This is a genomic window from Candidatus Synechococcus spongiarum, assembly GCF_900047545.1.
Classification (GTDB): domain Bacteria; phylum Cyanobacteriota; class Cyanobacteriia; order PCC-6307; family Cyanobiaceae; genus Synechococcus_B; species Synechococcus_B spongiarum_C.
In genome coordinates this window covers 1-11,808 of record NZ_FITM01000064.1, presented here as the reverse complement: position 1 = coordinate 11,808, position 11,808 = coordinate 1, and the positions used below count along the sequence as shown (strand labels likewise).

Here is an 11,808-nt window from a genome sequence, read left to right as displayed (position 1 = left end):
TCCAACAAGGCTTCTACCTGCTGCGCTGTGGTCTCCCAGCGGAATTGGGCAGCCCTCTGCTGGGGCCTGCTTGGCGGGCTTGACGCTGAGGCTCCCCTGAACCTGCTCCACAGCTCTTGGCCATGAGGCGCCCAAGGCCGGCAAGCGAGTCAGGTCGCCACCCGTCACGGCAGCCAGATCAGCTACAGCCTTGAGCAGGGGCTCCTCCAGGGCGCGGGGATGAGCCTCGGCCCGGCGCTGGGCCGCCCATGGCTTCCAGTCCACTAGCAGCACCGCGGTGCGCCAAGTGGTTGGCCAGGAATTGTGAGGCAGCACGGCCTCCAGTTGGGCCAGCCAGTGGTCTGCTGTGCTGGCATCCTGTCGCAGGATGGCCAGTGCCGCCATGCTCCAGAGGGCATCGGTCGCCTGGGGGTCCTGGGCGAGGCGCCGGTTGGCCCAGGCTTCCACCTGTTGCTGATACAGAAAATGGCCGTCCAACTGGTGCTGTGGGCCAATCTGCTCCATGAACCGGACCAGTCCTTGGGGGCCACCACCCAGTCCCTGGGCCAGAGCGACAAATTGCCGGGCAAAAGGTTGACCACGTGTCGCATCAGGCCGACGCTGCCAAAGCTCCACAAAGCGTCCCTGGCTCCAAGGCCATTGCCGCACCCGCTGAAAACGGCCGTCCTTGCGGATGCCATAGCTCAGTTGACGGGTATCCTCTCGGTGATGCCCCTGGTCGCCCCTGGCCACAGCCACCCATTCCGCCTGATCCAGCACCAGGGGATGATGGGCTTGCCCCAGGCTGCGGGCCAACAACTGCCCGCCGTTCAACCTGCCGTAGTAGGTTCCGGTGTGCTCGTTGAGATCGGCGCCGTCTGGCTCCAGCGCCATCACCAAAGTGATGGAGGCATGGCCAGTGTGTTGACGCAGGAACGTCATCAGGCTGACGACAGGGGGTTCCCCTGATGCCCTATGAATGGCGGTGACACGTCCCACAGCAGTGCTGCCTGTCGCCAGCAACAGGGAAGCCGTCACGGCAGTCCAAGCTCTCCAGGAGCCAAGCCACCGCTGCAGAGCTGAGATCAGGACCAGCCAACCCAGACCGAGCCAGAGGCTGAGCAGGGGCAGAACCGGGGCGATGTAGCGGGAATCCTTGTTGGGGCTCATGGTGGTGAGCAGCCAGCCGCTGATGGTGCAGCCCAGCAACCAACCCCAGCCCTCCGGGAGGGAAGGCTGGGGCGAGTGGGCATCGTGAAGTGGCGGTTTTGCCCGCAGGCGGTTCCACGTTGTTCGCAGGCGAGGCCACAAGGCGAGACCCAGCCCCAGCATGGCCCCGATACAGGGAACAACACCGAGCTGCTGCCACCAGAGTCGCGGGTAATACAGCAGGCTGGCCAAGGAAAATACTGGTGGATCCCCCTCGGATCTGGCGGAGTCCACCACCGCTCGATGGGTGCCGCCGATGGTGGTGATCCAGTTCTGGTGCAGCCAGGGCAGGATCAAGGCCAGCACCAGAGCCATCCCCGCCAGGAGTTGCGGCCGCCGCCGGCGTTGCCCAACACCGGTCACCACCGCCCAGAAAGTGGGAGCCGCCAGAACCAGAATGGCGCTTTGCTTCACCAATAGCGCCGCCGCCAGAGCCAACGCAGCCAGGAGGGCCTGAACCCAACGGCCGCCGTGGGGCGCGGGACGCTGCCAGCGCCAGAGCCGCCAGAGGGCTGCTGTGGTGACTGCGGTGAGGGCAAGATCCAGGGTGAATTGGACCCGCAGGGAGACCAGTCCGGGGGTCACGGCGGCCAGGGGAAGAACCAGCCATGCCAGGCGAGGGGAATGGAGTTGCCGCGCCCAGCCATCCAGCGCCAGCAGCAGCAGACCATGCCAGATGGCCAAGGCCCAGCTTGCCTGATCCGGCAATTCACCCGCCACCGCCATGACGGTGCCATGGACCAGGGAGGCCAGGGGCGGGATTTTGGGAGACAGCAGGAGCACCCCCCGCCAGCCCGGCCATTCACCACCGGGAAGCAGACCCAGAGCCCGGCCGTGATCCACCGCGCTGTTCAGATAATCAGCCGGATCCCAGGCAGGCACCGCCTGATCCGCCGCCAACCAGGCCCGATCCGCCACCGTGGCCAACAGCCAGATCAGCAGCAGGGGCAACCAGCGCCGTAACCGGCAGAGGGCGCCCCGCCCCATGCCAGGATGAGTGCTGATCATCAGCCTTCTCCCGTGGCCAGTGAATCCATGCAACACATTCTCGTCAGCGCTGGTGTTTGTGTGTCCTGCCTGTTGGTGGCGCTGGTGAGCCAGTGGCTGGCCCCGGCGCCGCTGGCTGCCCAGCCATCGTCAACGGATCAGCCGGTGGTGGCAAGCCCACAGGCCCCGGCCACTGTCCCACCAATCCCGCGTTGGGAACTGGACCCTGACGATCCCAATCCCACCCTGTTTGCCATGGCCGCAGATGATCCTCAAACGCAAGACACACCCCAGGACCCGCCCATGACCGTCACCCCATCCGGCCTGAAAATTATTGACCTGCAGATTGGCAAGGGCCGTGAAGCCGTCGCCAACACCAACGTGACTGTCCATTACGACGGTCGTCTGGAGGATGGCAAGGAATTTGACAGCAGCCGTCGCCGTGATCAACCCTTCCAGTTCCGGTTGGGGGCCGGCCAGGTGATCAAGGGCTGGGATGAAGGCCTGGTCGGCATGAAGGAGGGGGGCAAGCGGCAACTGGTGATCCCCCCGGAGTTGGGCTACGGCCAGCGAGGGGCCGGTGGCGTCATTCCTCCCAACGCCACCCTGGTGTTCGATGTGGAGTTGCTCAAGGTGGAGGACTGAGCACCGCCTCGGGGGGGATCCACATGGCATCCCCGAAGGAGTAGAAGCGGTACCCCCGGGCCAGGGCCTCCTGGTACAGCGTCAGCAGCCGTTGGCGGCCGATGAGGGCGCTCACCAGCAGCAGCAGGCTGGAGCGGGGCAGGTGGAAATTGGTCAGCAAGCCATCCATTACCTGGCAGCGAAAACCGGGGCGGATGCAAAGCTCCACCGAACCGCTGTAGGGCTGGAGCCGGCCCCCATGGAGGGCGACAACCCCTTCCAGTGCCCGGCAACTGGTGGTGCCCACCGCCAGCACCCGTCCCCCCCGGACCTTGGTGCGCTGCACGGCCCGCACCGTGGCAGGGCTGATCTCCACCCGTTCGCTGTGGAGTTGCACTTGGCTGAGGTCTTCCGTTTGCAGGGGCTGGAAGGTGCCCAGGCCCACGTGGAGGGTGACGGCTGCACTGGCCACGCCGGCCGCCGCCAACCACCCCATCAATTCCTCGCTCAAGTGCAGACCCGCCGTAGGGGCCGCCACGGCGCCGGGGCGGCAAGCATAGGTGGTCTGGTAGCGCTGCTCGTCCCGACAACTGGAGCGAATGTAGGGCGGCAGGGGAAGTTCTCCGTAGGTGTTCAGGAATTGCTCCATGGCCTCCGGCTCCAGGGCGGCAAGCTCCGGGTTGGCAAATCGCAGCAGACGGGTCCCGCCGTCACTGTGGCGACCCAGAACCTGCACCGCCGCAGACGGCTGACCTGGGGGAGGCTGGATCTGCAGCCACTCTCCGGGACGAACCCGCTGACTGGGCTTCACTAGGCCCAGCCAGGTGTGGTGGTGGGGCTCCAACACAAGAAGTTCCACCAGGCCGCCAGTGGCCCGCCGGGCTTTCAGGCGGGCCTTCAGCACCCGGGTATCGTTCAGGATCAGTAGGTCGCCGGGTCGCAGCAGGGCGGGCCACCGGGCCATGGTGGTGTCCCGCCAGCCTGCACCGGGTTCCACGCAGAGCAGTCGCGCATTGTGGCGCGGCTCCACCGGCGTCTGGGCAATGGCCTCCTCCGGCAGGGTGTAGTCGTAGCTGGAGAGGTGGTGGTCCTGGTTCATGCTTCTACTGATACTGAACCAGGAAGCCTTCTTCAGATTTGCTAACGACCAGCAAGCAACCGTCCCCCTCAAGTCCTGCTCGCCAAGAAGCCCTCCAATAGCCGATCCAGCTTGTCGTTCAACGACCGATTATCCGCTTTGAGGTCTTTTATGTCTTCCCGCAGCCTGGCTTTGCTGTCCAGCTTGAGCATCTCGATCTGCCGGCCCAGCATGGTTCCCATCTCTCTCATGTCACTTTTGAGATTCCTGACGTCCCCTTTGAGGGAGTTGAATCCAGCCACGCCAACCGTTACCAGGGCAATGACCAACACGCTGATGACGGCGGCCGCCACTACAGGCCCCAGCCATTGACGCCACCAGGTCTCCCCCGCCGAGGCAATAGTTGCCGGCGGCTGATGGTTTCCGGTGCAGCGTCGGACTTGGCCACAGGGGTACTGGAGGTCATCCTGTTGCAACGCAGAGGCTTGCCTTCCGATTTTAGAGTTGCCAACCGGCCTGTGCTTTGCTGATTTTGGCTCCCTGCCCAACATGCCACCCACTGCGGAACAGAAGATCTTGCGGGTGACCGCCATGATCCCCAGGGGGACGGTCACCACCTATGGCCGCGTGGCGGAGTTGGCAGGCTACTTTGGCGCCGCTCGACAGGTAGGTTGGGTGTTACGCCGTCAGGATCCCGCCACCACAACCATCCCCTGGCACCGGGTGGTCAATGCCACCGGAGCCATCTCCATGAGCATCGGCCGCAACGGCTCCGACTGGATCCAGCGGGAGTTGTTGCTGGAGGAGGGCATTCCGGTGGACCGGTCCGGCCGCTTGCCCCTGCGGACCTACCTGTGGACTCCTGATCCTCTCCAGATCTTCCAGGCCCTGACGGGTGGCCAGTGAGCCCTTCCAGTTGACGTTCCACTATCTCCCACACTACGTTGCTGACCATCAGGAAAGAGACCAGGAGCATTAGAAAAGCGGCCTTGGCCACACTCGCGGCGTTTGCCCTGCTGGTGAGCCCGTCGGTTCATGCAGACAGCCAGGTCACCGCCCATGAGGTTGATGGGCCGGCCCACGCTCAAGGTTTTTGGCTAGTCCGCGAAAGACTACATGGAGAGCAGAAGGACGGTCACGGATATAGCACGGTTGCGCGATGTCTTCCGGGACAAAGAAGGCCCATGGAAATCGGATGATCTCTACTTGATCATCATGGTCCGAAATCGAACGGCAGGACATTCGCGGGGTCCCCTACCTCAGGGAGTTGCTGGCGGCGGGTGAGGCTGGCGGTGGTTTCATCGAGTACATGTTTGACAATCCAGCAATAGAGGACGACGAAGAGACTGGCTCACCGAAGGTTGCGTACGCCACAGGCTTCACCCTGCCCGGTCGTGACTCGGTGTTCGTCGTTGTCTCCAGCTTCTATCCTGACTCATAGTCCCGGCGGTTGTTGAGTCTTGGAGTTAAATGATCATCCCAAGTCTTGCGCGAGGGGTGTATCCCTTTCCCGTTTGACGGCCTGGAAGGTGCTCCGGAGTGTTGCTGCCGGCGCCTTTGCCGACGTGGCCCTGGAACGGGAGTTCCGACGTCACGGCAAACAACTCAGTGCGGCTGACCGTGCCCTGACCATGGAATTGACCTACGGCAGCATTCGCCAGCGGCGCCTGCTGGATCACTGGCTGGATTATTGCGGTGCAGTTCCCGCTCAACAGCAGCCGCCGCTGCTGCGCTGGCTGCTCCATCTGGGGCTGTATCAGCTGCTCTTTGCACACCGCATTCCTGAGGCGGTGGCGGTCAGCAGCACTGTCGAACTGGCCAAGGCCCACGGCTTGGGGTCCCTGGCCGCCGTAGTCAACGGCATCTTGCGGGCTGTTGTGCGTTGTCGTCAGCGGCAGGAAGAGCCGCCACTGCCGCGGCAGCCCACCGCCCGCTTCGCGGCCCGGCATTCCCTGCCGGACTGGCTGGCGGCCCTGCTACTGCAATGGTTGCCGGAGGAAGAGGCCGTGACGTTTGCAACGCTGATCAACCAGCCGCCCCACCTGGATCTGCGGATCAATCGGCTGCGGGCCACTGTGGCGGAGGTGCAGGCTGCCTGGGGGGCGGTGGATCAGCCCCTGCTGCCCATTGCCATGGCTCCACAGGGTCTACAGCTTCCCCAGGGCGTGGGGGCCATGGCGCAGCAACCTGGATACGACACTGGCCAGTGGTCCGTGCAGGATCGTGCCGCCCAACTGGTGGCGCCCCTGCTTCAGCCCCAACCCGGTCACGTGGTGGTGGACATGTGTGCGGCCCCCGGCGGCAAGACAACCCACATAGCTGAACTGATGGGTGACCAGGGGCGGATCATTGCCGTTGATCACTCCGCGGGCCGCCTGGGGCGCTTGCAGCGCAATGCCCGGCGCTTGGGGTTGCGGTCCATCCAAACCCGGTGCGCCGACGCCCGCGCCCTGCCCCACCTCCATGGCTGTGCGGATCGCGTTCTCCTCGATGCGCCCTGCTCCGGTCTGGGCACGTTGGCCCGCCATGCTTGCGCCCGCTGGCGCCTGAGCCCGGAAGCCATTGCCAAGTTGCAGGTGTTGCAACGGCAACTCCTCAACGAGGCCCTCCAACTGGTTCGCCCCGGCGGACGGCTTGTCTACGCCACCTGCACGGTCCATCCCTCCGAGAACCAGACCCAAATCAATGTCTTGCTTAGCCAGCATCCCCAGTGGCGCCAATGCCCGTTGCCGGAGGAGTTGCAGCAGCTCTGTGGCCATGGCACCCAACTCCAACTCTGGCCCCAGCGCCATGGCTGTGACGGATTTTTTGCCGTCGTCCTTGAGCCCGTGATCGCCATTCGGAAGTGAAGCTCAGCCTTGAAACGGCGGGATGTCCCCCAGGTCGAATTCGTTGGTCTCCGGATCCAGCGGCCGCAAGGGTTGCTGCTGTTGAGAGGGCAGGGGAGATGGCAACGCCACAGGGGGCTCCTGTGGGGCGTCACCATCTCCGTTGCCCCTGCCGGGACTTGCCTGTGGAGCTTGTGGTTGTGGCCCCACAAAGGTGGGGGACGGATTCTCGCCTGGACCGGCAAGGGGCGGCGGTCCCTGGTTGACTTGGGGCAGGTTTTTCAGGTTTTGCACCTCCTGGCGCTTCATGCGCTGCACCATGGATGCAGGCAGAGGCGGAAAGTCCTGCCTGGGGAGTGTGGCCACAATGGGCAGCATGAATTGTTTCCAGGTCCAGGCGGCTTCCCCACTCACCTGTTTGGTATCCCGTTCATCGTCGTAGCCATACCAAACGCCGGTGGTCAACTGGGGGATGGAGCCAATGAACCAAAGATCACGGTTCCTTTGGGATGTCCCCGTTTTGCCCGCCACAGGGCGCTGGTCCGGCAGTTGGGCGGCAATGCCTGTGCCGGATCTCACCACATCCTGAAGCATCCACACCATGGTGTCAGCCACCTGGGCATCCAGAACCCGTCGTCCAGGTCGCCCATCCCGCTCACCGTTCCATAGCTCTTCCCCATCCGGACCCGTAACGGTCAGGAAGGGGATGGGGGGAACATGGACGCCCCGATTGTTCACGGCGGCATAAGCCGCGGTCATGTCCAACAGGGTCTGCTCATAGGCGCCCAACGCCAGGGGCCAGTAGCGACCCATCTCCCCCTGAAGCTCCAAGGCCTGAGCAGTTGCGATCACCGAATCGGCGCCGATGCGGGCCATGGTCTGCACAGCCACGGTGTTGACCGAGCGGCTGAGTGCGGTCTTCATGGTGATGGGACCAAAATACTTGTTGCCAAAGTTTCCGGGGCAGTACTCGCCAAAGCAGGTGGGCTGATCAATGAACACCGTGCTGGGATTGAGTCCCTCCTGCAGCGCCGCCGTATAGACAAACAATTTGAAGGTGGAGCCGGGGGAGCGCAGCGCCTGGGTGGCGCGGTTGAACTGAGTATCGTAGAAGCTCTGTCCACCCACCATGACCCGCACCTGGCCGGTGGCCGGGTCCATGGCCACCATGGCCCCTTGAATCTCCTGGCCTGGGCGATGCTCCCTCAGCACCTGCCGGGCATGGCGTTGCCAATCCAGGTTGAGGGTGGTGCGAATAGTGAGACCACCCCGCTCAATCTGATCCAGGCTGAGAATCTTGGGCAATTCCCGTTCGACCCATTCCGTGAAGTAGGGCGCCGCACTGGCAAAATGCTTGGGCTCTGCCGGCTTCAGGTTGAGGGGTGTGGCATGGGCCTGTTGCTCTTCTTCTTTGGTGATAAAGCCCGTTTCTCGCATGCTCTGGAGGACGGAGCGCCGTTGCTGTCGGGCCAGATCGGGATTGACCAGAGGTGAGTAGACTGAGGGCGCCGGGGGGAGACCGGCAATGAGGGCCGCCTCCGGCAGGGTCAGTTGTTCGGGGCGCTTGGAGAAATACACCCAGGCCGCATCGGCAGCGCCATAGGCATTGGATCCCAGATAGACGTTGTTGATGTATTGCTCAAGAATCCGCTCCTTGCTGAGTTGGCGTTCCAGCTTGAGGGCCAGGAGCGCTTCTTTCATCTTGCGAGCCAGGGTTTGCTCCTGGCTCAGAAACACCATCCGGGCCAATTGCTGGGTAATGGTGCTGGCCCCTTCCCTAACCCCCCATTGTTGCACGTTGCTGACCAGTGCCCGGGCTACCCCCCAGCCATCAATCCCGCTATGCTCATAAAAACGGCGATCCTCCGCGGCAATAAAGGCCTGCTTGAGCCGCTCAGGCAACTGACCGGCGGGGATTTTGTCCCGGGTGATGGGGCCTTGCTGCTGAATGATTTGCCCATCCAGGGCCAGCAAGGTGATGGTTTGGGCCCGGTGAAAGCTGGCCAGTTCCCGCACGTCCGGCAACTGGGGATCGACGAGATCAATGGCTGCCCCCAGGCCTACGGCCCCAAGAATTCCCAGGCCCAGGCCGATGGCTGCAGTGTGGCCCAGCTTGCGCTGCTGGGAAAGTCTGGGGTGCGCCACGCGAGAAGGGGTAGGCAGCGGAGCGATTGGAGAATTAAGAGGGGAACTTTAGGCCAGGATGCTGTGCCCCAGTGCCACGGCGCTGACCAACATGCCCAGCACCAGGAAGGGTTGAGCACCGGCTTGATATTGCACGTCAAAGCGCAGCGGATCCCGCAAGAGCCACATGTCCTGAAACACCACCTGGGGAATGACCAGCAAGACAAGGACAGTGCCCGCCAACTGTTGGCCCAGACCCATGAGCACCACGGCGATCAGCAGTTGAAACCCGTCCATCAGGGCAGCGGACACCCAACTTGCCGCCCGGGCACCCAACAGCACGGGGAGAGACTGAAGCCCCAACTGGCGATCTCCCGCCATGCTCTTGAAATCGTTCACCACGGCAATCCCCAGCCCCGCCAGGCTGTAGACCAGGGTCAAGCCGATGATGGGCCAACTGAGGTGGCCAAACAAAGCCTGACCCGCCCACCAGGGCAAGGCAATGTAGCTGGCGCCCAGAGCGTAGTTGCCCAGCCAGCCGTTCTGCTTGAGCTTGATCGGGGGAGCAGAGTAAAGAATGCTCACCAGGGATCCGCCCAGGGCCAGGAAGAAGAGGGTGGGTGTAGTGTGCCCTGACCAGCGGTCCAGCATCCAGGCCAAGACCAGGCCGGCAACCAGCAGGACGATGACCTGCACCCTGACCTGCAACAGGGGAATGGCTCCGGAGGGAATGGGACGATAGGGCTCGTTGATGGCGTCAATATCCCGGTCGTAAAAGTCGTTGATGGTCTGGGTGAATCCCGCCATCAGGGGACCGCTGAGCACCATGCACAGCAGGGCTGCCACCAGGTGATCCCAGCGCCACTGGAACTGGCCGGAGGCGGCCGCGCCGCAAAGCACGCCCCAGATCAGGGGAATCCAGGTGATGGGCTTCATGAGTTGGAGCCGAATGACCCAGATGTTGCGGCTGCGGGACGCTTTCTTCATGCCCAGCAACTGGCGGGCGTCCGTGGTTTGTCCCATCAGACCGGAGTGATTTCGTCGTCAAAAAACCAGCAGGAGCTGCCGTCGGGGAAAGTGACCACTGCGCCAACGCCACTGCCATCCGTCATCTGAAAGCCGGTGACTTCACCGACGTTGTTGGCCTTCAGCTTGTTCACCAGGTCCTGGGGAATGCGTTCCCGCACACGGGTGACCTTGACGGTTGTGCCGAGGTTGATGGCCGCCTGAGACATGGAGTTGCGGATCACTGGGGTGCATCAGTCACCTTAAATGTCTATTGTCTCCCATGGCTGATCCTGGGGCACCGATTCCACGATGGTTGCCAAACGCATTGTTCCCTGCCTGGATGTGGCGGCAGGACGGGTCGTCAAGGGGGTCAATTTCGTCGGCCTCCGGGATGCCGGGGATCCGGTGGAGTTGGCCAGCCGCTACGACCAGGCTGGAGCTGACGAACTGGTGTTTCTGGACATCACCGCCAGCCACGAAGACCGCTGCACCCTGGTGGATCTGGTGCGGCGCACCGCCGAGACGGTCTACGTGCCGTTCACTGTGGGGGGTGGCATCCGTGACCTGCAGGGCATCACCGAACTGTTGCGCGCCGGGGCCGACAAGGTGAGTCTCAACTCCGCGGCGGTGGCCAACCCGGACTTGGTAGCCCGTGGAGCAGAGCGCTTCGGCTGCCAATGCATTGTGGTGGCCATTGATGCCCGGCAACGACGGCCCCCCGCCCCGCCAGGCTGGGATGTGTACGTCAAGGGGGGACGTGAGAACACGGGACTGGATGCCGTGACCTGGGCCCGGAAGGTGGTTGCCCTGGGGGCCGGCGAAATTTTACTCACCTCCATGGATGGGGACGGTACGCGCCAGGGCTACGATCTCACCTTGACCCGCACAGTGGCGGAGGCGGTGTCGGTTCCGGTGATTGCCTCCGGTGGCGCCGGCACCGTGGAGCACATCACCGCGGCCCTGAGAGAGGGAAAAGCCGCCGCGGCCCTGCTGGCTTCCCTGCTCCATGACGGCGACCTCAGTGTTCCCCGGATCAAGACCCACCTGCTAGAGCACGGCATTGTGGTGCGCCCCCCGGACCACCCGAATCACTGAGGTGATGCCCCAGCCCTTTGCCCAGGCGGATCCGGCCGCCGTGTTCCGGTTGTTTGACCGGACAGCACACACCTACGACCTACTCAATGATGCGCTCAGCCTGACTCTCCACCGCCTCTGGAAACGCCAGGCCGTGGCGTTGCTCCAACCCCGACCGGGTGAGCGGATGGTGGATCTTTGCTGTGGCACAGCCGATCTGGCCCTGCTGCTGGCGGAACGGGTGCGGCCCCATGGGGGCGTGATCGGGGTGGATGGGTCAGCCGCGACCCTGGTCCTGGCCCGTCAACGGGCTGTGGCGCAACCCTGGCTCCCCCTAGAGTTCGTCCATGGGGACGTGTTGGCGCTGCCCCTGCCCCCTGGCACCGCCGACGGGGTGGTGATGGCCTACGGGCTGCGGAATCTCGCCAGCGCCGCGGCAGGACTGCGGGTGATCCGCCACCTGTTGAGACCCCATGGCCGGGCGGTGGTGTTGGACTTCAATCGCCCCTCCCATCCCCTGTGGTCACAAGCTCAGCGCAGCTATCTGCGACGGGTGGTGGTGCCCGTGGCCAGGATGCTGGAGCTGGAAGCGGAATACACCTACCTGGAGCGCAGCATCGCCACCTTTGCCACAGGCCCCCAGCAGGAAACATTGGCGCACCAGGCAGGGTTTGCCGTGGCCCGCCACCACCCCATTGCTGGTGGCCTCATGGGCCTGCTGGACATGAAAGTGTCAGGCTGAACCTGACGAACCCGAGTTTTGGATAAGTGGAAGCAGAGGAAGCCCCCTCTTGGCCTGGCTTGTGGGCCTTGAGAAAGCTGATGGGGAGAAGGAAGATGGGAGAAGGGAACCCTTGCTGCGACCTGGTGTGCAGGCTGTCCGGACCTTGCCGTGGG

Annotated in this window: 11 protein-coding genes; 5 read left to right on the top strand and 6 right to left on the bottom strand. The window is 63.7% G+C overall.

Annotated elements, in window-relative coordinates; genetic code table 11:
- The coding region (locus FLM9_RS02475; RefSeq protein WP_143324566.1) for an ArnT family glycosyltransferase at positions 1-2,196 on the bottom strand (2,196 nt) is incomplete at its 3' end.
- 27 nt (positions 2,197-2,223) lie between these two features.
- Here FLM9_RS02475 and FLM9_RS02470 point away from each other — a divergent pair.
- Entirely contained in the window at positions 2,224-2,820 is a 597-nt protein-coding gene (locus FLM9_RS02470) for an FKBP-type peptidyl-prolyl cis-trans isomerase (protein WP_074457102.1), read from the top strand.
- On the opposite strand, the gene queA is transcribed toward FLM9_RS02470, so the two are convergent.
- Together queA and FLM9_RS02460 are read right to left on the bottom strand one after the other, a co-directional pair.
- On the bottom strand, positions 2,804-3,898 hold the full coding sequence (gene queA / locus FLM9_RS02465; protein ID WP_074457099.1) for a tRNA preQ1(34) S-adenosylmethionine ribosyltransferase-isomerase QueA: 1,095 nt from the start codon (positions 3,896-3,898) through the stop codon (positions 2,804-2,806). The genes FLM9_RS02470 and queA overlap by 17 nt on opposite strands.
- Before the next feature lie 68 nt (positions 3,899-3,966).
- Positions 3,967-4,353, bottom strand: coding sequence for a hypothetical protein (locus FLM9_RS02460; RefSeq protein ID WP_143324565.1), 387 nt, complete (start codon positions 4,351-4,353; stop codon positions 3,967-3,969).
- A 28-nt stretch (positions 4,354-4,381) separates the two neighbouring features.
- Here FLM9_RS02460 and FLM9_RS02455 point away from each other — a divergent pair, with 28 nt between their 5' ends.
- Entirely contained in the window at positions 4,382-4,783 is a 402-nt protein-coding gene (locus FLM9_RS02455) for an MGMT family protein (protein ID WP_306806776.1), read from the top strand.
- A 608-nt stretch (positions 4,784-5,391) separates the two neighbouring features.
- Positions 5,392-6,726, top strand: coding sequence for a 16S rRNA (cytosine(967)-C(5))-methyltransferase (locus tag FLM9_RS02450; protein WP_257242968.1), 1,335 nt, complete (start codon positions 5,392-5,394; stop codon positions 6,724-6,726).
- A gap of 3 nt (positions 6,727-6,729) precedes the next feature.
- Here the strand turns inward: FLM9_RS02450 and FLM9_RS02445 are convergent, their stop codons facing one another.
- Genes FLM9_RS02445 through petP form a run of 3 tightly spaced genes read right to left on the bottom strand, consistent with a single transcriptional unit; the run spans position 6,730 to position 10,064 of the window.
- Positions 6,730-8,850 carry a transglycosylase domain-containing protein gene (locus FLM9_RS02445; RefSeq protein ID WP_074457096.1) on the bottom strand — a complete coding sequence of 707 codons (2,121 nt, stop codon included), beginning with the start codon at positions 8,848-8,850 and terminating at the stop codon, positions 6,730-6,732.
- 48 nt (positions 8,851-8,898) lie between these two features.
- On the bottom strand, positions 8,899-9,852 hold the full coding sequence (chlG, locus tag FLM9_RS02440) for a chlorophyll synthase ChlG (protein ID WP_074457095.1): 954 nt from the start codon (positions 9,850-9,852) through the stop codon (positions 8,899-8,901).
- Positions 9,852-10,064: a cytochrome b6f subunit PetP gene (gene petP, locus FLM9_RS02435; protein WP_074457094.1), complete on the bottom strand. Its 213-nt coding sequence runs from the start codon at positions 10,062-10,064 to the stop codon at positions 9,852-9,854. Before petP ends, chlG begins: the two co-directional genes overlap by 1 nt.
- An 82-nt stretch (positions 10,065-10,146) precedes the next feature.
- Between petP and hisF the strand changes: the two genes are divergently transcribed.
- Together hisF and ubiE are read left to right on the top strand one after the other, a co-directional pair.
- Positions 10,147-10,932 carry an imidazole glycerol phosphate synthase subunit HisF gene (gene hisF, locus FLM9_RS02430; RefSeq protein ID WP_074457093.1) on the top strand — a complete coding sequence of 262 codons (786 nt, stop codon included), beginning with the start codon at positions 10,147-10,149 and terminating at the stop codon, positions 10,930-10,932.
- A 4-nt stretch (positions 10,933-10,936) separates the two neighbouring features.
- A complete protein-coding gene (ubiE, locus tag FLM9_RS02425; RefSeq protein WP_074457092.1) occupies positions 10,937-11,653 on the top strand; it encodes a bifunctional demethylmenaquinone methyltransferase/2-methoxy-6-polyprenyl-1,4-benzoquinol methylase UbiE in 717 nt (238 codons plus the stop codon).
- Positions 11,654-11,808: the final 155 nt, after the last annotated feature.